Here is a 25,621-nt window from a genome sequence, read left to right on the forward strand (position 1 = left end):
CGCCCGCCCTCTCACGCTGTCGCGATTTGCGTCAGGAAAAGCGCTTCCAGATCGCGTAGAGGATGGCGACGTTCACCAGCGGTGCCAGAATGGCGACGGCGGCATTGGCGAAGCCTGCGCGGTCCGCCAGGATATTCCAGGGAAGGCCCAGCGGCATCAGGAATACGCCGGAAAGCGGGTCCCGCTCCTGGCCGAACCAGCCGAACGTTCCGATCGCCAGCAGCAGCAGGGCAATCGCGTAGAGAACGACGAAAATAATCAGGACCCATTTCATGGCAAGCATCACCCCCCGACTGCCTATCCGATCCGGTGCACTACTCTTATCCCTTTGCGCCCTGCTGTCCAGCATGGGCGCGGCTGCGCAGGAGGGCGTCGAGGCTGCGCCGCCGCCCGCGCCGGACTGGGACACGATCGCTTTCGAGGTTAAAAGCTGGGGCGCGCCGCGGTGGCGCTGGCAATACACGCCCCAGTATGGCGGGGTATGGATCGAGGCGGTGAGCGAGGACGGCGCCGCGCTGGGCGACTACACTCTCGAATTCCACCCTCTTGAGGCGGATGCCGAACGGTACATCGCGCTGGAGAACATCATGCGGCAATTGCCCGACCCCGCGCCCGACAGCGCGGAGTGCGAACAGATGATGACCGACATGGCCTATGGCACGGTTCGCCTGACGCGCGCCGCCACGACGACCGAGATCGCCTGGAATTCGGGTTGCATGGACGACGACTACGCCGCGTTTGTCGGCCTGCTGCGGGAGGCCGACCGGATGGTGAGCGAATGGGGCCGGGCGGTGCCGGTATCGCGCACGGAGCCTGCGCCCCGGTAGATGCCGGCTTGGCAAGGGTGACATCGCCACCTAATTGCTGATCGATGCTGCAGGCCCTTTTCCAACCCGAGTTCGCCATGTTGCTGACCGGCCTGCTGCTTGTGCTGACGGTGTTTGCCGGCCTGCTTACATCGCGCATCGGCTTTCCCGCCATCATCGGTTTCCTCGGTCTCGGCATCCTTGCGGGCGTGGAGGGGCCGGGCGGGATCGTGTTCGACGACTATCTGCTGACGCAGGGCGTGGGCATGGTGTGCCTTGCCTTCATCCTGTTTTCCGGCGGGCTGGACACCAACTGGCGCGCCGTGCGCCCGATGCTCGGCCCGGCGCTGGTGCTCGCGACGTTCGGCGTGGGGATTACCGCTGGCGTCGTGGCGCTGGCGGCGATCTGGTTGCTGAACTTCGCGCCGTTGCAGGCCTTCCTGCTCGGCGCGGTGGTGGCGTCCACCGATGCGGCGGCGGTCTTTTCCGTCCTGCGCTCCAGCGATCTCGACATCCAGGACGACGTGCCCGCGCTGCTGGAACTGGAATCGGGGTCGAACGACCCGATGGCGATCTTCCTCGTCACCGCGCTCCTCACCTTCACCGCCGCGACGCAGCCCGCGCCGCTGTCGCTGCTACCGGAATTCGGCCAGCAGATGGTCGTGGGCGCGCTCGTGGGCCTCGCCATGGGCTTCCTGTTCCCCGAGATGCTGAAACGCATGAGCCTGCGCCAGGGCGGCCTTGCCTTCGTGGTGTCCATCGCGGCGGCACTGCTCGCGTTCGGCGCGGCGAGCCTGCTGGGCGGCAATGGCTTCCTTGCCGTCTACGTCGCGGGCGTCCTTGCGGGCACGCGCACCTTCGCGGCAAAACCCATCGTGCGCACGTTCCAGGATGGCCTCGCATGGCTGGCGCAGGTGGTGATGTTCCTGACGCTGGGGCTGCTGCTCACCCCGTCGAACCTCCTGCCGATCATGGGCGCGGGGCTGGCGGTGACGGTGGTGCTGATCCTCGTCGCGAGGCCACTGGCGGTGTTCGCCTGCCTGCTCCCCTTCCGCCGCTTCAGCGCCCGCACCATGCTGTTCGTATCGTGGGCGGGCCTGCGCGGCGCGGTGCCGATCGTGCTCGCCATCTTCCCGATCGTGGCAGGGGTGGAAGGCGCCTTCGCGATTTTCAACGTGGTGTTCTTCGTAGTGCTTGTCTCCAGCGTGATCCAGGGGCCCAGCATCAACCGCGTGGCCAAGTGGCTGCACATCGGGGAGAAGCCGAAGGGCGAAGGCCCGCCCGCAGCGGGCGCGTAGCGAAGCGGAGCGCGCCTGGCGAGGACAAAGCCGCGGAGGCGGCTTCGCCAACCAAGCATGCGATTTTTGCAACACCTGTTGCACTTTCCGAAACTTGCCGTTCGTTGATCGATTATTTCGATGTTAGCAATCGCACAAAATCGCTTTTTCGCATCGCAACAATCCCTAACTGGGGCGTTGAGTTCACAAACGCACACAACCGAAAGGGATTACAGCAATGGGTATCATTGGCAGCCAGATCAAACCGTTCAAGGCCACCGCATTCCAGGCAGGCAAGGACTTCTTCGACGTCACCGACGAAGACCTGAAGGGCAAGTGGAGCGTGTTCTTCTTCTACCCGGCGGACTTCACCTTCGTGTGCCCGACCGAGCTGGAAGACATGGGCGAAAAGTACGCCATGCTCCAGGACATGGGCGTCGAAGTCTATGCCGTCAGCACCGACACGCACTTCAGCCACAAGGCATGGCACGACACTTCCGACAAGATCGGCAAGCTGCAGTTCCCGTTCCTGGGCGACCAGCTGCACACGCTGTCGAAGAACTTCGACGTGCTGCGTGAGGAAATGGGCCTTGCCGACCGCGCCACCTTCGTGGTCGACCCGGACGGCGTGATCCAGATCATGGAAATCACCTGCGAAGGCGTTGGCCGCAATGCCAACGAACTGACCCGCAAGATCAAGGCCGCTCAGTACGTGCGCGAAAACCCCGGCCAGGTCTGCCCGGCCGCTTGGGAAGAAGGCAGCGACACGCTGGCTCCCTCGCTCGACCTCGTCGGCAAGATCTAAGGGTCCTTGAAGACCGCAATATACTGATTGCGGGCAGGTCGGCCCCCCCCGCCTGCCCGCATCCTTCCCGAACCACTAATCTGGCTCGGGTCGCGAAGAGGCCCGGAGCGTTCCCCCCCCTCCCCCCTGCTCCGGGCCTCCAACGTTTCAACCATCCCCTTCGAAGGAGACACCAATGCTCGACGCCACGATGACGCAGCAGCTCAAGGCCTATCTTGAGAACTTGCGCGAGCCGATCGAACTCGTCGCCTCGCTGGGCGATGACGACAAGAGCGGCCAGACCCGCGAGCTGCTGGAAGAGATTTCCGCGCTCAGCGACAAGGTCTCGGCCAGCTTCGACGGTACCGACAAGCGCAAGCCCAGCTTCATCATCCGCCGCGCCAGCGATGCCACCAAGTGGGTGCGCTTTGCCGGCCTGCCGATGGGGCACGAGTTCACCTCGCTGGTGCTGGCCCTGCTGTGGGCCGGCGGCCACCCCCCCAAGGTGGAGCAGGAGGTGATCGACCAGATCGCCGCGCTGGAGGAAGATCTCGAATTCGAGATGTATTTCTCGCTGTCCTGCCACAACTGCCCGGACGTGGTGCAGGCCCTTACCCTGATGGCGCTGGTCAACCCGCGCATCACGGCAACCCTGATCGAGGGCGGCACGTTCAAGGACGAAGTCGACGCGCGCGACGTGATGGCCGTGCCCGCGACCTTCCTCAACGGCGAGCCGTTCTACAACGGCAAGATTAGCCTCGAAGAAGTGCTGGCCAAGGTCGACACCGGCGCCAGCGACAAGGCCGCGGCCAAGCTTTCCGCCAAGGACCCGTTCGAGGTGCTGGTGGTGGGCGGCGGCCCCGGCGGCGTGGCCGCGTCCATCTACACCGCGCGCAAGGGTTTCCGCACCGGCATCGCGGCCGAACGCTTCGGCGGCCAGCTCAACGATACGCTGGGCATCGAGAACCTGCCCGGCACCGAGTATACCGAAGGCCCCAGGCTGACGGCGGACCTGGAACGCCAGGTGAAGGCGCAGGAATCGATCGACCTGATGAACCTCGCCACGGCGAAGCGCCTGGTTCCGGCCGACCGCCCCGGCGGCATGCACGAATTGCACCTGGAAAATGGCGGCGTGCTGAAGGCGCGCAGCCTGATCCTCTCCACCGGCGCCCGTTGGCGTGCGCTGGGCGTGCCGGGAGAGCAGGAATATCGCAACAAGGGCGTGGCCTATTGCCCGCACTGCGACGGCCCGCTGTTCAAGGGCAAGCGCGTGGCCGTGATCGGCGGCGGCAATTCCGGCGTGGAAGCCGCGATCGACCTTGCCGGCATCGTCGGCCACGTGACGCTGGTGGAATTCGACACCAAGCTGCGCGCCGACCAGGTGCTGCAGGACAAGCTTCGCTCCATGTCGAACGTGGACATCCTGGTGAACGCGCAGACGACCGAAATCACCGGCGCCGACGGCAAGGTGAACGGCCTGGTCTACAAGGACCGCGCATCGGGCGACGAGAAGACCGTCGAACTCGAGGGCGTGTTCGTGCAGATCGGCCTGGTCCCCAACACCGAATGGCTGGCGGAAAGCGGCATCGAACTCTCGCAGCACGGCGAAGTCGTGATCGATTCCAAGGGCGCAACCAACCTGCCCGGCGTATTCGCGGCGGGCGACTGCACCACCGTGCCCTACAAGCAGATCGTGGTGGCGATGGGCGCAGGTTCCAAGGCGGCGCTGTCTGCCTTCGATTACCTGATCCGCAACGAATCCGTCGAGGAACTCGTCGCGGCCTGATCGATCGATCACAGACCTGACACGACCCGGACCCGTCGCTGCCATCCGCAGCGGCGGGTTCTTTCGTATCGGCTCGCCTCTGCAACGCCCCAGCGACTGAACATGAAAAGCGATCAATGCCTGCCAACTTATCAATTAGACTGATTATAGGATCAGGCGCATCTTCCTCGCATTGAAGACTCGATCATCTGCGAGAGGAGAAACACGATGGACGCAAAGACTGGTTCAATTTCGGGTGGCTGCCCGTTCCACGGCGATGCCGGCACGCGCAGCCTGCTGGGCCGCACCAACAAGGACTGGTGGCCGGACCAGCTCGAACTCGGCATTCTCAAGGAAAACGGTCGTCGTGCCGATCCCCACGACGAGGATTTCGACTACGCCGAAGCGTTCAACACGGTCGACTACAAGGCGCTGAAGGCCGACCTGACGGCCCTGATGACCGACAGCAAGGAATGGTGGCCCGCCGACTATGGCCACTACGGCCCGTTCATGATCCGCATGGCCTGGCACGCAGCCGGGACCTATCGCACCAGCGACGGTCGCGGCGGTGCCTCCAGCGGTCAGCAGCGCTTCGCGCCGCTCAACTCCTGGCCCGATAACGGCAACCTCGACAAGGCCCGTCGCCTGCTGTGGCCGATCAAGCAGAAGTACGGCAAGAACGTCAGCTGGGCCGACCTGTTCGTGCTCGCCGGCAATGTCGCCATCGAGAGCATGGGCGGCCCGACCTTCGGCTTCGGCGGCGGTCGCAAGGACGTCTACGAGCCCGAAATGGTCTACTGGGGCACCGAGGAAGAATGGGTCAACGAAGGCGTCGAGACCCGCATCATCCCCGACGAAGGCAAGGCGCTGGAAACCCCGCTCGCGGCGATCCAGATGGGCCTCATCTACGTCAACCCGGAAGGTCCGGGGGGTAATCCGCACGACGATGAAGGCATGGCCCGCGACATGCGCGAAACCTTCGCCCGCATGGCCATGAACGACGAGGAAACCGTCGCCCTGACCGCAGGTGGCCACACCTTCGGCAAGTGCCACGGCGCCGTTCCGGCCGACCAGCTCAGCGGCTCTCCCGAGAGCGAGGCGCTGGAACTGATGGGCTTTGGCTGGGCCACCAATCCCGAGCAGATCGAGAAGGGCCACATCACCACCTCGGGCATCGAAGGGGCGTGGACCAACACGCCGAACCACTGGTCGGAAAACTACTTCCGCCTGCTGTTCGATTATGACTACGAACTGGTCCAGTCGCCGGCCGGTGCCAACCAGTGGCAGCCGATCAACCAGAAGGAAGAGGACATGGCGCCCGACGCCCGCGATCCTTCCAAGAAGGTGCCGACGATGATGACCACGGCGGACATGCAGCTGAAGCGCGACCCGGAATATCGCAAGATCTCCGAGCGCTTCCGCAAGGATCCGAAGGCCTTCGAGGATGCCTTCGCCCGCGCATGGTTCAAGCTGACCCACCGCGACATGGGCCCGAAGGTTCGTTACATGGGCCCCGAAGTGCCGGAAGAAGACCTGATCTGGCAGGACCCGGTACCCGCCGGCACAACGCCCTCCGACAGCGATGTGTCCGCCTTCAAGTCCAAGGTGCTCGATAGCGGCCTGACCGTTGCCGAACTGGTGAAGGCGGCATGGGCCTCGGCCTCCACCTATCGCAATTCGGACCATCGAGGCGGTGCCAACGGTGCCCGCGTGCGCCTGGCCCCGCAGAAGGACTGGGCGGTCAACGATCCGGAAGAACTGTCCAAGGTGCTGTCCAAGCTCGACGAGATTCGCGGCGACCTGTCGATGGCCGATGCCATCGTGCTGGCAGGCGCTGCGGCGATCGAGAAGGCGGCGAAGGACGGTGGCCACACGGTCAGCGTCGATGTCACCACCGGCCGCGGGGATGCCACGGACGAGCAGACCGATGCCGAGAGCTTCGAGCCGCTCGAGCCCTTCGCCGATGGTTTCCGCAACTACCTGAAGACCAAGATGACGGTGAAGACCGAGGAACTGCTGGTCGATCGCGCCCACCTGCTGGGCCTCTCGATCCCCGAAATGACCGCGCTGGTCGGCGGGATGCGCGCTCTCGGCGCCGTCAGCCACCATGCGGCGCACGGCGACAGGATCGGCGTTCTCACGGATCGTCCGGGCACCTTGTCGAACGACTTCTTCGTCAACCTGCTCGACATGGGCACCAAGTGGAAGACGGTGGAAGACAGCGGTGACGAGGAATACGTCGGCACCGACCGCGCGACGGGTAAGGAAAAGTGGCATGCCACCCGCACCGATCTCGTGTTCGGCTCCAACTCACAGCTGCGCGCGATCTCGGAAGTGTTCGCCGAGAACGGCGGCGAGGCGAAGTTCATCGAGACGTTCGTATCCGCATGGACGAAGGTGATGGACGCGGACCGTTTCGACATCCGCTGCGCCAAGTACCACAAGTAAGACCCCCAGGGGTCGCCCCCCCGAGCCATCCCCCCCACGAGGCTCGCAGAGAAGACCCCCGGCAGCGATGCCGGGGGTCTTTTCGTTTTCTCTCAACCCCTGATCGGAAATATCGCATGTTTGCCGCAGCTTGATCGGAACCCGCCGACAATCCGGGCCGTAGTCTCCAGACCCCCCAAAGGAGATTCCCATGGCCGACCGCAACAGCACACCCCCCACCACCACCGATGCCGGCATCCCGGTGCAAAGCGACGAGCACTCGCTGACGGTCGGCCCCGACGGCCCCATCGTGCTGCACGATCACTACCTGATCGAGCAGATGGCCGTGTTCAACCGCATCAACATTCCCGAACGCCGCCCCCATGCCAAGGGTTCGGGCGCCTTCGGCCATTTCGAAGTGACCAATCCGGAGATAAAGAAATACACCCGTGCCAAGGTCTTCCAGCCCGGCGCGAAGACCGATGTCGGCATGCGCTTCTCGACCGTCGCGGGCGAACGCGGCAGCCCCGACACCTGGCGCGACCCGCGCGGTTTCGCGGTGAAGTTCTATACCGAGGACGGCAATTTCGACATGGTCGGCAACAACACGCCGATCTTCTTCGTGCGCGACCCGATGAAGTTCCAGCATTTCATCAACTCGCAGAAGCGCCGCGCCGACAACGGCTTGCGCGATCACGACATGATGTGGGATTTCTGGACCCTGTCGCCCGAGAGCGCGCACCAGGTTGCCTACCTGATGGGCGATCGCGGCGTGCCGAAGAACTGGCGCGAGATGAACGGCTATTCCAGCCACACCTACATGCTGGTGAACGAGGAAGGCGAGAAGTTCTGGGTGAAGTTCCACTTCCACACCAACGTGGGCGACGAGGGCGGCAACGCCCACTTCACGCAGGACGAGGCGGTGGAGAAGGCCGGGACCGACCCCGACTATCACCGCGCGGACCTGTTCAATGCTATCGCCAACGGCAATCCGCCGAGCTGGACGCTGAAGTTCCAGATCATGCCGTACGAGGATGCGAAGACATATCGCTATAACCCGTTCGATCTCACCAAGGTCTGGCTGCATGAAGACTATCCGCTGATCGAGGTCGGCACGCTAACGCTCGATCGCAATCCCACCGACTGGCATACCGAGATTGAACAGCTTGCGTTCGAAGTGAACAACATGGTGCCCGGCATCGGCCTCTCGCCCGACAAGATGCTGCTGGCCCGCGGGTTTTCCTATGCCGATGCGCACCGCGCGCGGCTGGGCGTCAATTACAAGCAGATCCCGGTCAACAAGCCGCAGTGTCCGGTCCATTCCTATTCGCAGGGCGGTTCCATGCGGGTCGAGAAATCCGAAGACCCGGTCTACGCGCCCAATTCCTATGGCGGGGCGTCGCCGCAGCCCGAACTGGTGGGCGAAGCCGGGCACTGGCAGGCGGATGGCGACATGGTCCGTTCGGCCTACACCTTGCGCGAATGTGACGACGACTGGTCGCAGGCGCGCATGCTGGTGATGGACGTGATGGACGACGACGCGCGCGACCGGTTCGTTTCCAACGTCTCCGGCCACCTTGCCAAGGACGTCAGCGAACCCGTGCTGGTGCGCGCGTTCGAATACTGGCGCAACGTAGACAAGGGCCTTGGCGACCGCATCGAGAAATCGACCCGCGACATGATCGGCGGCAAGTCGGACAAGGAAGGCATGGGCAGCGCGGAAAGCACGCACCGAGAGGACGTGCCCGAACCGGCGGAGTAACTTCGCCGACACGGCGCGGCGGCGAACCTTATCTTCGTCGCCGCAGCACGAGGTACAGCGCACCCTCGCCCCCGTGGCGGCGGTGCGCGTTCCTTATGGCGGCAATATCGGATGCGTGAGCCCCGGATGCCAGCCAGTCGAGGATCTTCGCGCGGATCGCCCCGCGCTTCTCCCCCCGGTCGGCCGCGGCGACCTGCCGCGGCTTGCCCGTCACCACCAGCACCAGACGCGCGCCCATGGCCTTGGCCTGCGTCAGCCCGCTATCGAGCCGGTGATAGGCCTGGTCGAGGTTGTGGCCATGCAGGTCGAGCGTGAAATCGGGGTGCATGTCCGCCCGGCCCAAGCGACGCTCCCAGTGCGAATCGAGGCCGGGCGACGGGATCGGCGCAGGGGTCGGTTTCGGAGCCGCGAGCGGCACGGCCGGTTGGCGCTGCACCAGCTTTTTCGGTTTCGCGACGGGCCGCGGCGGTTCTGGCGGCGCTTTCGCAGCTTCCTTGCGGGGCGGATTGCGATGCAGCGGCTTCACCGTTGCCGCCACCTTGTTCCACAGCGCGGATTCCTCGGGCGAAAGGCCGCGCGGTGCCCGGCTCATAGCCCCAGCCTGCGGGCAGAAGCCGTGGGCACAAGCACCACGGCCTGCCCGCGACTGCTCATGTCGCCGGCCACCGCACGCGCACGTTCGCCCGCGCCCCAGAAGGTGTCGAAGCGATTGGCTCCCTTGATCGCGCCGCCGGTATCCTGCGCCACCCACAGTCCGTCGGCCTCGTTACGGTCCAGATCGAGAAATACGGGCGCGCCGTAAGGCACGAAGTTCGGGTCAACCGCCACGGAATTCTCCGCCGTCACCGGCACGCCGATGGAGCCCAGGGGCCCCGTTTCGTCCAGCACGCGGAAGAACACCCAGCTCTCGTTCTCGCGCATCAGCGCCGCACCTGCCGCCGGGTTCTCGCGAATATACTGCATGATGCCCTGCATCGAACTTGCATATTGGCCCGGCCCGTCACCCAGCAGGCCGCGCTGCCGCATCAGGGCTCCGATGGCGGTGTAGGCCTGCCCGTTCTGCCCGGCATAACCGATCCGCAACACCTCCCCTTCCGGGCTGATGAGCTGGCCGCTGCCCTGGATCTGAAGGAAGAAGAGTTCCACCGACTCCGCCGCCCAGCCGATTTCCAGATCCCGGTCCGCCAGCGCGCCGTCCTCTATCTCGGCGCGGGTGTAGTATTCGACGCAGCGTCCGTCCGGCAGGCGGCGGGACAGCGGCGCGCGTCCCTCGCGCTCGCTTTCGGGCGTGTCACCGCGCCAGCATCGCTCCAGGTCATCTGGCAGGCCATAGACCGGCACGTCGAAACCGGGGCGGCGCGTGCGACTGCCCGCGATCTGCGGCTCGAAATAGCCGGTGGCGAAGCCCTGTCCGTCGCCCACCACGACGGGCGTGAAATTCTCGGCAAAGAAACGGCGCGCGTCGTTGCGAGGCCAGGTGGCGGCGGCATCGCAGGGCGCAGCCCAGTCCTGCAATTGCGTCAGGCCGGAGACGTCCTCGCGCTGCTGCGGCACGTGGCAACTGGCGACGAAGGCATCGAGGGCGTGGCTGGCATCGACATCGCGTACAGGCAGGCCGGACAGCGACGGTCCGGCAGATACGCCGAGGATCGCCGCGTTGGGGGCGACCGGCACCAGCTGTTCTCCCGCGTCCTCGGGAATGACGCGCGAACAGCCTGCCAGCAGGGCAAGCGTCGCTATGCAGGAAAGAAGGCGCGTCGGTGTCACGCGCCGGGCCGCTATCAGCCTTGGTCGGTCTCGTCGAGGAGCCACTGCGGATCATCGCTGCGAATGTCGCGGCTGAAGGTCCAGATGTCGCGGCTTTCCACGGCATCGTCCAGCGATCCGGCCACCAGATTGCCGTCCTTGTCGTAGCTGACGCTGGCGATGTCGGACACGAAGCGCACGGCGACGCGGGCGATCTTGCCGTCCAGCTGGGCGGAATAGACGGTCACGTCCTCAACCCGGATCAGGCGGTTGTCCATCTTGATCCCGGCTTCCTCACGCTCGTCGATAACGGCGGCGAAGCTTTCGTAGACGTCGTCGTCGCACAGTTCGCGAAGCTCTTCCTTGTCGCCGCGCCAGAAGGCTTCCAGCACGATTTCATAGGCCGAGCGTGCGCCTTCGAGGAAGCTGAGCAGGGCAAAGCTGCGGTCTGCGGTGGAAATTTCGCGCAGGCCACGCTCGATCGCGGGCGGGAACCCGGCCAGGGCGCGCTCCGCCTGCGGGTTCTCGGCATTGGCCTGCTGGGGCACGGGCCGCGGCTGCGACTGCTCGTCCCCCCGGTCGAACCGGTTGGTGGGGATGATCTCTTCTTCATGCTCTGCCCGCCGGCCAAGCACCGAATAGAGGCGCATGCCGAGGAAGGCGGCAATCATGGCGAGGATGACGATTTCTACAATCACGCAATTTTCCCATTCCGCTTGCGGAGTCTACAAGCGTCGCAAGCTGTATAACCTATTGTGGCCGAGATAGGCACCAATATCAAATGAACAACCGTGCCTTAAGGCACCCTGACGCCGGCAGGCCGCCATTCGTCCATCCCATTGCGGGCGGCGGCAAGGGGTGATAGGCGCGCGCGCAGTTTCTGTCCCGCGCGGTTTTTACCGCGCCCAGCATCATCGAAAGACGAAAGACCATGGCCGACGAAGGCGACGTCCTCAAGAACCTCGATCCCGCAGCCGCCCCGAACGGTGACGACAATGCACCCGTGGCCGGCATCATCTCGCAGTACGTGAAGGACCTCTCGGTCGAGAACCCCAATGCGCCCGCCGCCTACCGCTGGCAGGATGCGCCGAAGATGGACGTGCAGTTCAACATCGGCGCGCAGGCCGCGAGCGAGGACGTGACCGAGGTGGAACTGAAGATCACCGTCACGGCCAAGATGGAGCAGGGCACCGCCTACATCATCGATCTCGCCTATTGCGGCCTGGTGGGCCTGCGCAACATGAACGAGGCGCAGAGCCACGCCTTCATCTATGCCGAAGCCCCGCGCATCCTGTTCCCCTTCGCCCGCCGCGTGGTGTCGGATGCCATCCGCGATGCCGGTTTTGCCCCGCTGATGCTCGATCCCATCGACTTCAACGGCCTCTACATCCAGCGCATGCAGCAGAAGCGCGCCGAAGAAGGCCAGGGCGGCGCCGCTCCGGCAGCGGGCGCTCCTGCGGGCGGCGAAGGCTGAGCCACTCGATAAGGCGGGCGGTCAGAACATGAGCCTGCTCAAGAACGTCGGGACGATCGGCTCGCTTACGATGGTGAGCCGGGTGGCGGGCATGGCGCGCGAGATGATCTTCTCGCGCGTGCTCGGCGCGAATGGCGTGACCGATGCCTGGTTCCAGGCGTTCATCATTCCCAACGTCTTCCGCCGCCTGTTCGCGGAAGGCGCGTTCTCGGCCGCTTTCGTGCCGATGTTTTCAAAGCGCCTGCACGGCGAGGGCGGCATCGACGAGGCGCGCAGCTTCTCGAACGACGTGCTCAGCGTGTTCCTGCCGGTGCTGATCGGCCTGTGCGCGGTGATGATGGTGGCCATGCCGCTGGTGATCATGCTGCTGGGCGATGGCGACGCCGACGTGGCGACTTTCGCGATGGAAGTCGATTTCGCACGGATCATGTTCCCCTACATCGTGCTGGTCAGCCTGGTGACGCTGTTTACCGGGATGCTGAACTCGGTCAGCCGCTTTGCGCCCGGCGCAAGCTTCCCGATCATCCTCAACCTCGTGCTGATCGCCAGCCTGCTGGGCGGCGAGTACGCGATGAACACGCTGGGCGCGACGCTGGTGGAAGTCGCCTATGCGCAGGCATGGGCGGTGACGGTGGGCGGCATGATCCAGCTCGCCTGGCTCTATTACTGGACCCGCGTCGAAGGTTTTCGCCCGAAGCTGCTGTGGCCGCGCATCACGCCGGAGGTAAAGCGCCTCTCCATCATCGCCCTGCCCGCGGCGATCGGCGGCGGGGCCTACCAGATCAACACGCTGGTACAGCTCTACTTCCTGAACCAGCTCGCAAGCGGCTCGGTCAGTTACATGAACTATGCCGACCGGCTGAACCAGTTGCCGCTGGGAATCATCGGCATTGCCCTGTCCACCGCCATCCTGCCGACCCTCTCCAAGTTCGTCGGGGCGAAGAACCGCGAGGGGACGGACCGCATCCAGTCCGACGCGATCGAGCTCGCCATGCTGCTGACGATCCCCGCCGCCGTGGCGCTGGCGATCTGCGCGGTGCCGTTCGTGACGATGATCTTCCAGGGCGGACGCTTCGACGCAGCAGACGCGGCCATGACCGGCAACGTGCTCGCCGCACTGGTGCTGGGCCTGCCAGCCTATGTGCTGGTGAAAGTGCTGGTCCCGAACTTCTACGCCCGGTCCGACACGCGCACGCCGGTCTATGCCGCATTCATCTCGCTGTTCGTGTTCGTGGCGCTGAATGTCGCTTTCCTGACGCGCTACGGCGTTGTCGGCGTGGCCTTTGCGAGCGTGATCGGCGCGTGGATCAACGTCGGCTTCCTCTATGCCGTGCTGGTGAAGCGCGACTATTACACCATCCCGCTGGCGCTGGTGGGCCGCATCGCGCGCCAGCTTGTCGCCGCCGCCGCCATGGGCGCTGCCTTGTGGTTCGCCCGTGACCTGCTAACCGGCTGGTTCGACGCCGGCCTGCTGGCACGACTGGGCGCACTGCTTGCGCTCGTGCTGTGCTCGGCCATCGTCTATTTCGGCGTCGCCTTCGCAGTAGGCGCCATCGATCGCCAGCGTATCGCTGCACTTACGAAGAAAAGAGAGCCCTGAGTATCATGATCGTCGTTTCGGGAATCCAGCCCACCGGGAACCTGCACCTTGGCAACTACCTCGGCGCAATCCGCAACTGGGTGAAGATGCAGGACGAGATGGACGGCGACTCAAGGTGCATGTTCTTCCTCGCTGATCTGCACGCGATCAGCATGCCGCACGACCCGGCGGAGCTGAAATCGAACACGCTGGAAATGGCCGCCGCGCTGGTGGCCTGCGGGCTCGATCCTGCGCGCAGCGTGCTGTTCAACCAGGCGCAAGTGCCCGCCCATGCGGAACTGCAATGGCTGCTGATGGGCACGGCCCGCATGGGCTGGCTCAACCGCATGACCCAATGGAAGGACAAGGCGGGCAAGAACCGCGAGGGCCAGTCCGTCGCGCTGTTCGGCTACCCCGTGCTGCAGGCTGCCGACGTGCTGCTGTACCAGGCCACCCACGTGCCCGTGGGCGAGGACCAGAAGCAACACCTCGAGCTGGCCCGCGACATCGCGCAGAAGTTCAACAACGATTTCGCTTCCGAAGAGAGTCCCGTCTTCACCCTTCCCGAGCCGTTCATCCCGCCAAAGGCTGCGCGCATCATGAGCCTTCGCGATGGCTCCAAGAAGATGTCCAAGTCGGACGTTTCGGAAATGAGCCGCATCGAACTGGCGGACGATGCCGACACGATGGCGCAGAAGGTGAAGAAGGCGAAGACCGATCCCGAACCGCTGCCGAGCGAGATCGAGGGACTGGCCGAGCGGCCCGAGGCGCTGAACCTAGTCACCATCTATGCGGCACTGGCGGAAACCACGCCCGAAGCCGTGCTGGCGGATCACGGCGGTCAGGGCTTCGGCCAGTTCAAGCCCGCGCTGGCGGAAAAGATGGTCGAGGTGCTCGGTCCGATCCGCGATCGCTTCGTGGAGCTGAAGGAAGACCGCGAGGAACTGGATGCGATCCTTGCCCGCGGTGCGGCCAAGGCCCGCGAATTCAGCACGCCGACCCTGGATGCAGCCTACAAGGCGCTGGGGCTGGTGCGCGGCTGAATCCCGCCGATTTTCGGGCAATCTCACTGAATTTGCTGGGTTTTCCGTGTTACGCGGTTAAACCGCGGTTCACTCTGTCCTTGCTATTGCACCAATCATCGCAGAAATTCCTGCGCGCTGGAGCTGAGGAGCCTCGCACGCAGCCAAGATGATTGAGAGAGTCGCCATGATGAAATCCCTGTTCAACCTCAAAGGTGCCCGAAAGACGGCCAGGTGGGCGGTAGTGCCCGCCCTCGCGCTGGGTCTGGCCGCATGCGCCACGCCTTTCCGCGCCGACGTGTCGCGCTTCGAAAGCCAGCTGCCGGCACCGCAGGGCCAGAGCTTCTACGTGCTGGCCGATGATCCTGCCCTGGCAGGCGGCCTCGAATTCGCGCTCTACGCCGATCACGTCGAAGCCGAGATGGCGGAACTTGGCTATGTCCAGGCTGCCTCGCCCGAAGAGGCCACCTTGCTGGTGCGCTTCGACTACGGTGTCGACCAGGGCCGCGAGCGTATCCGCTCCAGCGGCTTCGGCTACGGCTACCGCGATCCGTTCTACAGCCCGTGGCGCAGCTATGCCCGCCCTGTCGCGTTCCGCGACCGCGACGGCAATGTCCGCGTCGCCTACGTGCGTGACCGCGCATGGGGCTTCGGCTGGCACGATCCGTTCTTCGGCGGCCCGGATATCGACAGCTACACCGTCTATACCAGCGGCATCGACCTGAAGATCGACGACGCGGCAACGGGTGAGCGCCTGTTCGAAGGCAAGGCCGAAGCCGCCTCGCGCTCCGATCGTTTGCAGTACCTTGTGCCCAACCTGATCGAGGCGATGTTCACGGACTTCCCCGGCAATTCGGGCGAAACCGTGCGCATCTCTATCGCGCCGGAAGACCAGCCGGTACGCGACGAACGTTAAGCGCCGGACAATCGGACAACGGAGAAAGGCGGGACCGCAAGGTGCCCGCCTTTTTCTTTGCATCGAGCGCGAAGAGCCACCGGGCTGGCCTGTCCGGTCTCGCAGAAGACGGGCGAATTTCCTGCTTTGTTTCCGGACCTTGCGCGCGTAATGTCGCAGCGCGAAACTTGGGGGTCGGGATGGGGAAGTTCTGGATTCTTGCCGGGGTCTGCGCTGCGCTTACCGCCATATCACCTCCTGCCATGGCGCAATCGCGCGTCCTTGCACCGATCGACGACTGGGACTGGGGGAAGACCGGCGAATATTGTGGCCTCGTCCGCAATTTCGGCGACACCGAAAGCCCGGTGCGCATCGTGATCTATTCCTACGGTCCGCAGGGCAATTACCGGATCGTGCTGAGCGGCGCCGACCTGCCTCGAAACAACGATGCCGTGGAGCGGGGCCGCGCTGCCTTCGGCGATGCCGGAGACCTTGAGGACCTGCACGTGATCGTCGGCAAACGGGGCGAGGATGGCGAGATTGCGCTACAGGCGAACAGGCGCAGCGGCCTCAGCCTTGCCCTCACGTGGTCCGCCTCCGACCGTGAAACGGAAGTTACCATCCCGCTCGATCCGCTCGCCACAAGCTTCACGATCGCAACTCCCCGGATGGAGCCGCTCACTCTGGAAATAGGTCCGATGCAATCGGCCCTCGCCGATCTGGCGACATGCGAGGGCCAGTTGCTAAATGACTGGGGCCTCGACATTGCCGATGCGGCTGAAGTTGCGACGCCCGCTTCCGTAACCAATCCGCTGCCCCTCATTCGCCAGTTTCGCCTGCCGCCCTCAATCGTCATCAATCGTCGCAGCCAGATTATCAATTTACGCCTCGTTATCGACGATGACGGAGAGTTGGCGGATTGCGCGCTGCAAGCTCCCAATTTCGGCGAGGACGTTGCCGACGACATGTGCCGTGTCCTTGCCCGGGAGGGCGAGTTCATGCCCGCGCGCAGCCGCACCGGCGAGGCCGTGCCCAGCCTGCTGCGCGTCTCCTACATGATGATAATCTACGACTGACCCGCGCCTAGAGCGCGCCGTGCCCGCCCGTGGAGCCGAAGCCGCCCTCGCCGCGCGCGGTGGCATCGAGGTCGTCCACCTCTTCCCATTCCGCCAGCGTGACAGGGGCCAGCACCAACTGGGCGATGCGGTCGCCGCGCTGGATGGGGAAACTGTCGTCTGACAGGTTGGCGAGGATGATTTTCAGCTCGCCGCGATAGTCGCTGTCGATGGTGCCGGGTGAATTGGGCACGGTGATGCCGTGCTTCAGCGCAAGGCCGGATCGGGGCCGAACCTGGATCTCGTAGCCTTCGGGAATCGCCACCGAAAAGCCCGTCGCCACGGCATGCCGCGCGCCGGGGCGCAGGACAACGTCCTCTGCCGAAACCACGTCCATGCCGGCGGCACCGGAAGTGGCATAGGCGGGCAGGTCCAGCCCCTGCCCGTGAGGCAGGCGTTTCAGTTTTACAGGAACGTGCTCAGGCATCGACGGTAAGTTTCTCGGCTACTTCATGGATGAGCTTGGTTGCCACATCCTGCTTGGTCATCGGGTCCCAATGCTCGACCTTGCCTTCCTTGACGAGGTGCACGGTGTTGTTGTCCCCGCCCATCACATCGCCGGAAACATCGTTCGCCACGATCCAGTCGACGCCCTTGCTCTTGCGCTTCTTGCGGGCGTTCTCGATCACATCGTTTGTCTCCGCGGCAAAGCCGATCAGCAGTTCGGGCCGCTTGGGATTGGCGGCAACGCTGGCGAGGATATCGGGGTTCTCGGCCAGCACCAGCGCGGGGGGCGCGGCGCCGCGCTTCTTGATCTTGATGTCGTTGTATTCCTTCGTGCGCCAGTCGGCGACGGCGGCGGCCATGATGGCGGCATCCACCGGCAACGCCTCGCGCACGGCGCGCGCCATTTCCTCGGCGCTTTCCACGTCGATCCGCTCCACGCCCAGCGGCGTGCGCAGGTGGACAGGGCCGGTGACCAGCGTCACCCGCGCACCCGCAGCCGCGGCGGCGGCGGCGATGGCAAAGCCCTGCTTGCCGCTGGAACGGTTGGCGAGATAGCGCACAGGGTCGATCGGCTCGTGCGTCGGCCCGGCAGTGACGAGCACGTGCTTGCCGTAGAGCGGGCGGTGCTCGATATCTTCCTCGAAACCGGGCTGTCCTGCCAGCGGATCGAAAGTGTCGATGGGGTCGAGCTCGGGCGATTGCACGTGGCCCGGCTCCAGCGGATTTACCGGTGCTGCGGCTTCCTCGCCCTCGAACGGTTGCGGCGCTTCCTGGCGCGCGTTCACCTCGTGATTGATCGCCTCGCGGTCGGTCGGCGGGGCGGCCTTGGCCTTGCCCTTGGTCGCCATCAGGTGCTCTGCGCCGGTATAGTCGGGCTCCTCCGGCAGGTCGGAACCGGCCCAGGCGACTTCGCCTTCCAGTTCCTCGTAACCTTCTTCCTCGCCGTCGTAGGTGACTTCGTCGTCCTCGATCCGGCGCGGGGTGGAGCGCGGGATGATGCTGGCGAGCATCCCGGCCAGGCCGCCCGGCTTGTCGCTGCCGAAATCGCTGTCGTCCTCGTAGTCTTCCTCTTCCGCGCCCGCTTCCACGGCGCGCAGGTAATCCTCTATGTCCTGTCCCACGATGCCGGGGTCGAGGCCCAGCATGTCGGCGATTTCCAGCCACACCATTTCGGGTTCGGGCAGACGACCGGGGCCGAATTCGCCGCAGGCCATCGCGCCCTCGTCCGGCGTCATCACGCGCACGCCGCTCTCGCGCAGCATCTCGATGTTTCGCTGTGTTGCGGGATGCTCCCACATCTTCACGTTCATCGCGGGCACGGTAAGCACGGGCTTGTCGGTGGCAAGGATCAACGTGGTGGCCAGATCGTCGGCAATGCCGGCGTTCATCTTGGCCATCAGATCCGCCGTTGCGGGGCAGACGACGACGAGGTCCGCCTCGCGCGAAAGCTGGATGTGGCCGATCTCGGCCTCGTTCTTCAGATCCCACAGCGAGGTGTGGACCTGATTGCCAGACAGCGCGGCAAGCGCCATGGGCGTGACGAATTGCGCGCCACCGTTCGTCAGGACGCAGTTCGTCTCGCCCCCGCCCTTGGCAATCAGGCGGACGAGTTCGCACGACTTGTAGGCAGCGATGCCGCCGCCCACCACAAGCAGGATTCTAGGACTGGTCGACTGTCCCTCCTGTTCCAAAACATCAATCCGCTGCTCAAGCATCGGTTCTCAAGGCCCGCTAATAGTCCAAGCACGCCCTTTCGCAAATCTTGGTTAAGGTTGCCTTTCCTTTGCGCGACAAGCTTTTCCCAAAAGTTCGCCAAGCGCGCGCGGCGCGAAGGCGAGGCCCGCGACATAGGCGGGCAGGGTGAGTTGCACCCAGTAAAAATTCTCCGGGCGCGCGAACAGCGCCATCGCGGTGAAGAAACCGGCAAACCACAGCGCGGCGAAGAGGCCCATGCGCCCGCCCAGCCCAAGCCAGCCGACAAATGGCAGGATTGCGAGCGGCGCGGCCAGCGCGGTGGGCAGCACCAGCAGCGGCGTGAGGCGGGAGAGCGCCATCAGCGGCAGGGCCAGCCCCGCCATCACGTCCCACCCCTGCGATGCCGGATCGCCCAAAGCGCGGCGCATTTCGACGTAGTGATAGTGCAGGCCCATCATGACGGCGAACAGCAGCAGCAGGCCGACCAGCGCGGCCACTTCGCGCCAGCGCCGCTCGAACACGGCAAAGGCCAGCCACAGCAGCACGAAGGCCACGGCCAGCTCGCGCACGGCAACGGCCAGGGCCGCCGCCAGCAGGCTGGGCCACCACCGCTGCGGCGAATACATGGCGAAAGCCAGCGTCAGCAGAAGCCCTGCCAGCAATTCATGGATCAGCCCCGCCTGCGGCACCGCCAGCGCCGCGCCGCCAACGGCGAGCAGCACCAGCGCGCCGATCCGCTCCGCCATCGGCATGGTGCCCGGCAGCTTCTGGTGCAGCATCAGCACGCAGCCGAGCAGCAGCACCGCGCCCAGCATCCTTACGCCGTCCACGCCGATGGAGCGGTGCAGCCACGCCAGCGTCGGCAGGCGCACGGTGACGAAGGGGCGCGTGGGGTAATTGCCCGCCCGCTGCTCTTCCATCGCCACGCCGTAATAGGGTTCGCCCGCCGTCACGCGCTGCGAAATGCGGGCGTAGAGTGCGAGATCGCCCTTTGAGGGGGCGGGCACCTCGTCGGCGGCGCTCGCTTCCACTCGCGCGCTTTCGGCTTCGTCCACCGGCGCTACCGCCACCGCGCTCCACGCCATCAGCGCGGCCAGCAGGGCGAGCAGCGCAATCGCGCCCCAGCGCGGCAGGCGCGCCAGCGGGCGGCCGAGGCTATCCCACCAGATGAGCGGATTGGTCATGCCGTGTGTCTGGACCGGGAATGCCCGGCGCTCAACTGCACCGGGAGAATTTCCCCAAGGCTTAGGCGATCAGACCCGCCGCGATCACACCCCATGTCGCCGCGCCACCGAGAGCGGCCGCCACGATATAGCCCAACCAGCCGCGCTGCCCGGCCTCGGCCCGGCGACGGCGGCGTTCCCACAGCAGTTCGACCTCGGGCAGCGGCGGCGGTTCGGGCGCGCCGCCCTTGGCCGGGTAGCGATCCTCTATCCGGCGCACGAGATCGGGCAGGCGCAGCAGCGTCTCGAAATCGTTACGAATACGATCGGCGATGGCGGCTTCGGGGCCAAGCTCGTCGCGTATCCAGCTGCGCACATAGGGGGCGGAAACGTCCCACATGTTGATCTGCGGATGGAGCTGGGTGGCAATGCCTTCCACCATCACCATGGTCTTTTGCAGCAGTAGCAGGTGCGGCTGCGTCTGCATGTCGAAATCGCGGGTGATGGCGAACAGCCCGTCGAGCATCTGGCCCACCGAAAGCTCGCTCACCGGCTTGCCGCGCATGGGTTCGCCCACGGCGCGCAGCGCGGTCGCGAATTCGTCCACCGAGTGATAGCTCGGCACGTACTGCGCCTCGAAGTGGATTTCGGCCACGCGCTTGTAGTTGCCGGTGATGAGGCCGTAGAGGATTTCGGCCAGCCATTGCCGCGCGCGGCGGTCTATCCGCCCCATGATGCCGAAATCGATGGCGACGATGGTGCCGTCGGCTTTCACGAACAGGTTGCCCTGGTGCATGTCGGCGTGGAAGAATCCCCCGCTGATCGCCTGCGTCAGGAAGGCGAGCACCAGCCTGCGCGCGAGATCGGGCAGGTCGTGCCCGGCTTCGATCAGGTCCTGCGTACGGCTGATCTTGACCCCGTCGACCCATTCGATCGTAAGCACTCGGCCATTGGTGCGATCCCAGTCGATGGCGGGAATTTCGTAGCCGTGAACGCCGCGCATTTCGTCGGCGAGTTCGGAGGCCGAGGCCGCCTCGCGCCGGAAATCCAGCTCCGAATTGCTCCACCGCTTGAAGTTGGCGATGGTCAGGCGCGGGCGCAGGCGCTTGGCCTCGCCACCCATTGCCTCGAGATGGGCGGCCGCCCATTCGTAGGTGGCAATGTCCTGCTCGAACTTCTCGCGGATACCGGGGCGCAGCACCTTGATGGCGACGGTGCGCCCGTCGGTGGTGACGCCCTTGTGAACCTGCGCGATGGAGGCAGCGCCTACGGGCTCGGGATCGACCTCGAGAAATATGTCTTCCAGCGGCCGCTCGAAACTGTCCTCGATCTGCTTGCGGATCGCGGCGAAGGGCACGGGCGGCAGGCTGTCCTGCAGGCTGAGAAGGTTCTTCGCCGCCTCGTCGCCCACAAGGTCAGGGCGAGTGGCCAGCGTCTGCCCCAGCTTGATTGCCGCAGGGCCGATCTCGCGGAACGCGCCGGCGTAGTCGGGCTCGGCGGGCTGGATCGTGCCGAACCGGGCGATGCGGCACAGGCGCATGACTGGCGCGGGCGTGTTGGGATCACGCTCGATCCCGCGCAGCGCGCCGTGCCGCGCGAGGATGCGGCCCCATTTGAGGAGCCGCCAGATATGCGTCGAGGGGCGCGTCACCGCGTCAGGCTTTCCAGCCCGAATGGATGTTCACCGCGCCGCCGAGGATCTTCTCCACCCGCGTGCGCACGAAGCCTGCCCGGCGGATCATCGCCTCGAACTCGGGCGGCTTGGGAAAGCGGCGGATCGATTCGGCGAGGTAGCGATAGCTTTCCTCGTCGCCCGCAATGGCCTTGCCGATCTTGGGCATCAGCTTGTGCGAATAGAGATCGTAGACTTCCTTGAAGCCCGGCCATTCGGTGGTGCTGAATTCCATGCAGTAGAACCGCCCGCCGTATTTCAGCACGCGGTGCGCCTCTGCCAGCGCCTTGTCGATGTGCGTCACGTTCCGGATGCCGAAGACGATGGTGTAGGCATCGAACTGCTTGTCCGGATAGCTCAGCTGCTCGGCATTCTGGCAGGACCACGACAGGCCATCTATCCCGCGTTCCATCGCGCGTTCGATGCCGACGTCGAGCATGTCCTGGTTGATGTCGGCCACCACCACTTCGGCGCCCTTGTTCGCCATGCGGAACGCGATGTCGCCGGTGCCGCCTGCCATGTCGAGTATCGCCTCGCCCGGCTGCGGCTTCACGCGGCGCACGAACTGGTCCTTCCACAGCCGGTGCATCCCGCCCGACATGGCATCGTTCATGATGTCGTACTTGCGCGCGACATTGGAGAAGACCGCGCCCACGCGCTGGGTCTTCTCTTCCGGGGCGACATCTTCGTAGCCGAAGGAAACGGTGTCGGGTGTTGGCTCGCTCATGCCGCTGCACTTAGGGGCAATTGCCCGCGGCGCAAAGGGTGTTAAAGGGTCAGGCCATGCCGGAACTTCCCGAGGTAGAGACAACCGTGCGCGGCCTGGCGCGCTTTCTCGATGGCGCGCGGATAGAACGCGTGACGCTGGGGCGGCCCGACATGCGCTTCCCCTTCCCCGCCGGTCTTGGCCAGTCGCTGACGGGGGCGCGCGTCCTCTCGCTGGGCAGGCGGGCCAAATACGGCCTTATCGATACCGACCGCGAACAGACGATGATCTTCCATCTCGGCATGAGCGGGCGCTGGCGAATCGACCCGGAGGAACCGGACCGGCACGATCACCTCTTGCTGGAAACGGCGGACCACCGCTTCGCGCTCAACGACCCCCGCCGCTTCGGCTACGTCGACCTGGTGGAGACGGCGGCGCTGGATAGCTGGCCCGCCTTCGCCGCCATGGGGCCGGAACCGCTGGGCGACGATCTGACGGTCGATCACCTGCGCGCCGCGATCAGGGGGCGCAAGCAGGCGATAAAGCTGCTGCTGCTGGACCAGCACGTGGTGGCGGGCCTTGGCAACATATACGTGTGCGAGGCGCTGCACCGCGCAGGCATCCATCCGCGCAAGGCAGGCGGGCGCGTCTATCGCCCCGCGCTGGAGAAACTGGTGCCCGCCATCAAGCAGGTGCTGGAGCAATCGATTCGCGACGGCGGCTCCACCTTGCGAGACTATGCCGCGCCGTCGGGCGAACTCGGCTACTTTGCCACGCGTTTCCTCGTCTACGGGCGTGAGGGCGAGCCTTGCCTTTCCTGCGGAGAGGCCCATATCAGGCGCATAACACAAGGCGGCCGAAGCACCTGGTTCTGTCCTGCATGTCAGAAGTAGGAGAATCCTTGACCTTTCGGCTCGGACACACTAGTTGCGCCGCTTTCCGGTGGGTCTACCACCGACTCAGCTTTACGTAGAACAGGATCAGACGGGCGGCGCCGCTGCTCGAAACAAGGACAGACATGGCCAACACGCTGCAAGCCAAGAAGCGCATCCGTCGCAACAACAAGCGCGCCGAAATCAACGGTGCCCGCAAGAGCCGCATCCGTGGCTTCATCAAGAAGGTCGAAACGGCCGTCACCGAAGGCGACAAGGCTGCTGCACAGGAAGCGCTGAAGGTTGCGCAGCCGGAAATCGCCAAGGGCGTTTCCAAGGGTGTGCTGCACAAGAACACCGCTGCTCGCAAGATGAGCCGCCTGAGCAAGCGCGTTTCGGCTCTCTGATTCGCTTCCGGGGCGACTCGATTCGTCCCGAGCGAAACGCTTTCGGCAGAACGAAATCGGAACAGATTTCGAAAGGGGTCGGCGGTCAATCCGCCGGCCCCTTTCGCATGTGCAAAAGAAGCCGGGAGGTCCTGCAGCTAAGTGTAGGGAATCTCGCGATTCGCGAGACTGTCACAAAACTATCGTTATTTTTCAGGTAGATGAATGGAAGTCTGCGGACTTGCGGCCTGTCAATGACCATTTTTTGTAATTATTTGGGCGGGCAGTCTTGAGGTTCCCAAGCAGTCCTTCATAACAGTCTTCCGGCCGCGACGCATGCCGTCGCAGCCATCAACAAACGAGTTATCAACGGGGGCACCGGTGGGCGCAGCATGCGTTCGCCGGACGGGGGTTCTTTGCCTTCTGTTTGGTAGCATTCACGCGACGTCGGGCAGGCCGGCATTCGTTCTTTTTTGGGGTTGGTAAAAAGATGATCCGGATGGGACCGCACAGCGGGCGTGGAAACGCAGCGAAAAACGAGGGTGCAGAAGAGAATATGGAAGAGCAGGAAGCGATCGATCTCGCGGCGGACTGGGCTGACATCAGCCAGGGGCTGCGAAAGGATCTCGGACACCAGCTCTTCACCCAGTGGATCAAGCCGATCCAGCTGGGCAAGCTGAACCACGAGACCGGTACGCTGGACCTGTTCCTGCCGACGCAGTTCTCCGCCGACTGGGTGGAGGACCGCTATCACGATCGCCTGTCGCTCGCGTGGAAGATCGCCAGCAGCGACGTGCGCCACATTTCCATCAAGGTGCATCCCGGTCGCCGCAAGATCGCCGACCTCGACCTGCGTGGCCACGACGGTTTCGGCCACCGCGCCGCCAACGATGCCAGCCTGGCGATGCAATCGATCGGCGACGACGGCTTTACCGCCAGCGTCGGCCTCGACCCGTCGCAGACCTTCGCATCCTTCGTCACCGGCAGCACAAACGTGCTGGCGAAGAACGCGGCGGAGCGCATGGCCAAGGCGGAAAAGCCGCAGTTCAGCCCGCTCTACCTGAAAGCCGCCACCGGCCAGGGCAAGACGCACCTGCTGCACGCCATCGGCCACGCCTACCTGCAGACGCACCCGCGGGCGCGCATCTTCTACTGCTCGGCAGAGCGTTTCATGGTGGAATTCGTGCAGGCGCTGAAATCGAACGAGATGATCGAGTTCAAGGCGCGCCTGCGCGGTTTCGACCTGCTGCTGGTGGACGATATCCAGTTCATCATCGGCAAGGCATCGGCGCAGGAAGAACTGCTCTATACGATCGACGCGCTGCTGGCCGAAGGCAAGCGACTGGTCTTCGCCGCCGACCGCGCGCCGCAGGCGCTTGACGGGGTGGAGCCGCGCCTCCTCTCGCGCCTGTCGATGGGCCTTGTTGCCGACATCCAGCCCGCCGATATCGAGCTGCGCCGCGCGATCCTCGAATCGAAGCTGACCAAGTTCGCCCCGCTCGAAGTGCCCGGCGACGTGATCGACTTCCTCGCCCGCACCGTGTCGCGCAACGTGCGTGAGCTGGTGGGTGGCCTGAACAAGCTGATCGCCTACGCGCAGATGACCGGGCAGGAAGTCAGCCTGCAACTCGCCGAGGAACAGCTCACCGATATCCTCTCGGCCAACCGCCGCCGAATCACCATCGACGAGATCCAGCGCACGGTCTGCCAGTTCTACCGCATCGACCGCGCGGAAATGTCGTCCAAGCGCCGCGCCCGCGCCGTGGTGCGTCCGCGCCAGGTGGCCATGTACCTCGCCAAGGTGCTGACTCCGCGCAGCTATCCGGAAATCGGCCGCAAGTTCGGTGGCCGCGACCACTCCACCGTGATCCACGCCGTGCGCCTGATCGAGGACCTGCGCCAGCGCGACGCCGACATGGACGGCGACGTTCGCAGCTTGCTGCGGCAGCTCGAAAGCTAGATTGTTTTTCGCTCCGGCCTCCGCCGGAGCGTCCTCGCTAGACGCGCAGCATAGCTGCGCCCGCTGCG

At 64.8% G+C, this 25,621-nt stretch carries 23 protein-coding genes; 14 read left to right on the plus strand and 9 right to left on the minus strand.

Features of this window, described 5'->3' with window-relative positions; genetic code table 11:
- Nucleotides 1–31 precede the first annotated feature (31 nt).
- Nucleotides 32–274, minus strand: coding sequence for a hypothetical protein (locus ABFX23_RS08380; protein ID WP_346032645.1), 243 nt, complete (start codon nt 272–274; stop codon nt 32–34).
- Between ABFX23_RS08380 and ABFX23_RS08385 the strand changes: the two genes are divergently transcribed.
- From ABFX23_RS08385 to ABFX23_RS08410, 6 genes are all read left to right on the plus strand, one after another.
- Nucleotides 273–827, plus strand: coding sequence for a hypothetical protein (locus ABFX23_RS08385; RefSeq protein WP_346032646.1), 555 nt, complete (start codon nt 273–275; stop codon nt 825–827). The two genes, ABFX23_RS08380 and ABFX23_RS08385, sit on opposite strands and share 2 nt — an antisense overlap.
- A gap of 44 nt (nt 828–871) precedes the next feature.
- Nucleotides 872–2,104 (plus strand): potassium/proton antiporter, encoded by a 1,233-nt coding sequence (locus ABFX23_RS08390; protein ID WP_346032647.1) that lies wholly within the window; start codon nt 872–874, stop codon nt 2,102–2,104.
- A gap of 217 nt (nt 2,105–2,321) precedes the next feature.
- On the plus strand, nt 2,322–2,888 hold the full coding sequence (ahpC, locus tag ABFX23_RS08395; RefSeq protein ID WP_346032648.1) for an alkyl hydroperoxide reductase subunit C: 567 nt from the start codon (nt 2,322–2,324) through the stop codon (nt 2,886–2,888).
- 175 nt (nt 2,889–3,063) lie between these two features.
- Entirely contained in the window at nt 3,064–4,653 is a 1,590-nt protein-coding gene (gene ahpF / locus ABFX23_RS08400; RefSeq protein WP_346032649.1) for an alkyl hydroperoxide reductase subunit F, read from the plus strand.
- Nucleotides 4,654–4,860: 207 nt separating this feature from the next.
- A complete protein-coding gene (gene katG / locus ABFX23_RS08405) occupies nt 4,861–7,080 on the plus strand; it encodes a catalase/peroxidase HPI (RefSeq protein ID WP_346032650.1) in 2,220 nt (739 codons plus the stop codon).
- Between the two features lie 190 nt (nt 7,081–7,270).
- Complete coding sequence (locus ABFX23_RS08410; protein ID WP_346032651.1) at nt 7,271–8,821, plus strand: catalase; 1,551 nt, start codon at nt 7,271–7,273, stop codon at nt 8,819–8,821.
- 28 nt (nt 8,822–8,849) lie between these two features.
- On the opposite strand, the gene ABFX23_RS08415 is transcribed toward ABFX23_RS08410, so the two are convergent.
- From ABFX23_RS08415 to ABFX23_RS08425, 3 genes are read right to left on the minus strand one after another with little or no spacing between them, the layout of a single operon-like run.
- On the minus strand, nt 8,850–9,413 hold the full coding sequence (locus tag ABFX23_RS08415) for a Smr/MutS family protein (protein ID WP_346032652.1): 564 nt from the start codon (nt 9,411–9,413) through the stop codon (nt 8,850–8,852).
- The gene (gene mltA / locus ABFX23_RS08420) at nt 9,410–10,588 is read right to left on the minus strand and encodes a murein transglycosylase A (protein WP_346032653.1); all 1,179 of its coding nucleotides are present in this window, start codon (nt 10,586–10,588) and stop codon (nt 9,410–9,412) included. The genes ABFX23_RS08415 and mltA overlap by 4 nt, the downstream gene beginning before the upstream one ends.
- Nucleotides 10,589–10,602: 14 nt before the next feature.
- Nucleotides 10,603–11,265, minus strand: a complete 663-nt coding sequence (locus ABFX23_RS08425; protein WP_346032654.1) for a Tim44/TimA family putative adaptor protein — start codon at nt 11,263–11,265, stop codon at nt 10,603–10,605.
- 233 nt (nt 11,266–11,498) lie between these two features.
- Here ABFX23_RS08425 and secB point away from each other — a divergent pair, with 233 nt between their 5' ends.
- The 5 genes from secB to ABFX23_RS08450 all read left to right on the plus strand — a co-directional run bounded on the left by secB (nt 11,499) and on the right by ABFX23_RS08450 (nt 16,613).
- The gene (gene secB, locus ABFX23_RS08430) at nt 11,499–12,041 is read left to right on the plus strand and encodes a protein-export chaperone SecB (RefSeq protein ID WP_346032655.1); all 543 of its coding nucleotides are present in this window, start codon (nt 11,499–11,501) and stop codon (nt 12,039–12,041) included.
- Between the two features lie 28 nt (nt 12,042–12,069).
- A complete protein-coding gene (gene murJ / locus ABFX23_RS08435; RefSeq protein ID WP_346032656.1) occupies nt 12,070–13,641 on the plus strand; it encodes a murein biosynthesis integral membrane protein MurJ in 1,572 nt (523 codons plus the stop codon).
- 5 nt (nt 13,642–13,646) lie between these two features.
- Nucleotides 13,647–14,663 (plus strand): tryptophan--tRNA ligase, encoded by a 1,017-nt coding sequence (trpS, locus tag ABFX23_RS08440; RefSeq protein ID WP_346032657.1) that lies wholly within the window; start codon nt 13,647–13,649, stop codon nt 14,661–14,663.
- Nucleotides 14,664–14,832: 169 nt separating this feature from the next.
- A complete protein-coding gene (locus ABFX23_RS08445) occupies nt 14,833–15,558 on the plus strand; it encodes a DUF4136 domain-containing protein (protein ID WP_346032658.1) in 726 nt (241 codons plus the stop codon).
- A 179-nt stretch (nt 15,559–15,737) separates the two neighbouring features.
- Nucleotides 15,738–16,613 (plus strand): hypothetical protein, encoded by an 876-nt coding sequence (locus ABFX23_RS08450; protein ID WP_346032659.1) that lies wholly within the window; start codon nt 15,738–15,740, stop codon nt 16,611–16,613.
- Nucleotides 16,614–16,620: 7 nt separating this feature from the next.
- On the opposite strand, the gene dut is transcribed toward ABFX23_RS08450, so the two are convergent.
- The 5 genes from dut to ABFX23_RS08475 form a co-directional block, all read right to left on the minus strand.
- On the minus strand, nt 16,621–17,079 hold the full coding sequence (gene dut / locus ABFX23_RS08455; RefSeq protein WP_346032660.1) for a dUTP diphosphatase: 459 nt from the start codon (nt 17,077–17,079) through the stop codon (nt 16,621–16,623).
- Entirely contained in the window at nt 17,072–18,790 is a 1,719-nt protein-coding gene (locus tag ABFX23_RS08460) for a bifunctional phosphopantothenoylcysteine decarboxylase/phosphopantothenate synthase (protein WP_346032661.1), read from the minus strand. The genes dut and ABFX23_RS08460 overlap by 8 nt, the downstream gene beginning before the upstream one ends.
- 75 nt (nt 18,791–18,865) lie before the next feature.
- Nucleotides 18,866–19,978: a hypothetical protein gene (locus ABFX23_RS08465; RefSeq protein WP_346032662.1), complete on the minus strand. Its 1,113-nt coding sequence runs from the start codon at nt 19,976–19,978 to the stop codon at nt 18,866–18,868.
- 61 nt (nt 19,979–20,039) lie between these two features.
- Nucleotides 20,040–21,608 (minus strand): 2-polyprenylphenol 6-hydroxylase, encoded by a 1,569-nt coding sequence (gene ubiB, locus ABFX23_RS08470; protein WP_346032663.1) that lies wholly within the window; start codon nt 21,606–21,608, stop codon nt 20,040–20,042.
- Nucleotides 21,609–21,612: 4 nt separating this feature from the next.
- On the minus strand, nt 21,613–22,356 hold the full coding sequence (locus ABFX23_RS08475) for a class I SAM-dependent methyltransferase (RefSeq protein WP_346032664.1): 744 nt from the start codon (nt 22,354–22,356) through the stop codon (nt 21,613–21,615).
- Between the two features lie 56 nt (nt 22,357–22,412).
- Between ABFX23_RS08475 and mutM the strand changes: the two genes are divergently transcribed.
- From mutM to dnaA, 3 genes are all read left to right on the plus strand, one after another.
- The gene (gene mutM, locus ABFX23_RS08480; RefSeq protein WP_346032665.1) at nt 22,413–23,228 is read left to right on the plus strand and encodes a bifunctional DNA-formamidopyrimidine glycosylase/DNA-(apurinic or apyrimidinic site) lyase; all 816 of its coding nucleotides are present in this window, start codon (nt 22,413–22,415) and stop codon (nt 23,226–23,228) included.
- A 125-nt stretch (nt 23,229–23,353) separates the two neighbouring features.
- Nucleotides 23,354–23,614, plus strand: coding sequence for a 30S ribosomal protein S20 (gene rpsT / locus ABFX23_RS08485; RefSeq protein ID WP_346032666.1), 261 nt, complete (start codon nt 23,354–23,356; stop codon nt 23,612–23,614).
- 535 nt (nt 23,615–24,149) lie between these two features.
- Entirely contained in the window at nt 24,150–25,553 is a 1,404-nt protein-coding gene (dnaA, locus tag ABFX23_RS08490; protein ID WP_346032667.1) for a chromosomal replication initiator protein DnaA, read from the plus strand.
- Nucleotides 25,554–25,621: the final 68 nt, after the last annotated feature.

Origin of the sequence: Erythrobacter westpacificensis, assembly GCF_039542285.1 — a bacterium.
Taxonomy (GTDB): Bacteria; Pseudomonadota; Alphaproteobacteria; order Sphingomonadales; family Sphingomonadaceae; genus Alteraurantiacibacter; species Alteraurantiacibacter westpacificensis.

Bases quoted from the DNA above. Each gene is read 5' to 3' on its own strand.
- ABFX23_RS08385 (WP_346032646.1), top strand. From the start codon at position 273: ATGGCAAGCATCACCCCCCGACTGCCTATCCGATCCGGTGCACTACTC.
- ABFX23_RS08380 (WP_346032645.1), bottom strand. From the start codon at position 274: ATGAAATGGGTCCTGATTATTTTCGTCGTTCTCTACGCGATTGCCCTG.
- ABFX23_RS08390 (WP_346032647.1), top strand. From the start codon at position 872: ATGCTGCAGGCCCTTTTCCAACCCGAGTTCGCCATGTTGCTGACCGGC.
- ahpC (WP_346032648.1), top strand. From the start codon at position 2,322: ATGGGTATCATTGGCAGCCAGATCAAACCGTTCAAGGCCACCGCATTC.
- ahpF (WP_346032649.1), top strand. From the start codon at position 3,064: ATGCTCGACGCCACGATGACGCAGCAGCTCAAGGCCTATCTTGAGAAC.
- katG (WP_346032650.1), top strand. From the start codon at position 4,861: ATGGACGCAAAGACTGGTTCAATTTCGGGTGGCTGCCCGTTCCACGGC.
- ABFX23_RS08410 (WP_346032651.1), top strand. From the start codon at position 7,271: ATGGCCGACCGCAACAGCACACCCCCCACCACCACCGATGCCGGCATC.
- ABFX23_RS08415 (WP_346032652.1), bottom strand. From the start codon at position 9,413: ATGAGCCGGGCACCGCGCGGCCTTTCGCCCGAGGAATCCGCGCTGTGG.
- secB (WP_346032655.1), top strand. From the start codon at position 11,499: ATGGCCGACGAAGGCGACGTCCTCAAGAACCTCGATCCCGCAGCCGCC.
- murJ (WP_346032656.1), top strand. From the start codon at position 12,070: ATGAGCCTGCTCAAGAACGTCGGGACGATCGGCTCGCTTACGATGGTG.
- trpS (WP_346032657.1), top strand. From the start codon at position 13,647: ATGATCGTCGTTTCGGGAATCCAGCCCACCGGGAACCTGCACCTTGGC.
- ABFX23_RS08445 (WP_346032658.1), top strand. From the start codon at position 14,833: ATGAAATCCCTGTTCAACCTCAAAGGTGCCCGAAAGACGGCCAGGTGG.
- ABFX23_RS08450 (WP_346032659.1), top strand. From the start codon at position 15,738: ATGGGGAAGTTCTGGATTCTTGCCGGGGTCTGCGCTGCGCTTACCGCC.
- dut (WP_346032660.1), bottom strand. From the start codon at position 17,079: ATGCCTGAGCACGTTCCTGTAAAACTGAAACGCCTGCCTCACGGGCAG.
- ABFX23_RS08465 (WP_346032662.1), bottom strand. From the start codon at position 19,978: ATGACCAATCCGCTCATCTGGTGGGATAGCCTCGGCCGCCCGCTGGCG.
- ABFX23_RS08475 (WP_346032664.1), bottom strand. From the start codon at position 22,356: ATGAGCGAGCCAACACCCGACACCGTTTCCTTCGGCTACGAAGATGTC.
- mutM (WP_346032665.1), top strand. From the start codon at position 22,413: ATGCCGGAACTTCCCGAGGTAGAGACAACCGTGCGCGGCCTGGCGCGC.
- rpsT (WP_346032666.1), top strand. From the start codon at position 23,354: ATGGCCAACACGCTGCAAGCCAAGAAGCGCATCCGTCGCAACAACAAG.
- dnaA (WP_346032667.1), top strand. From the start codon at position 24,150: ATGGAAGAGCAGGAAGCGATCGATCTCGCGGCGGACTGGGCTGACATC.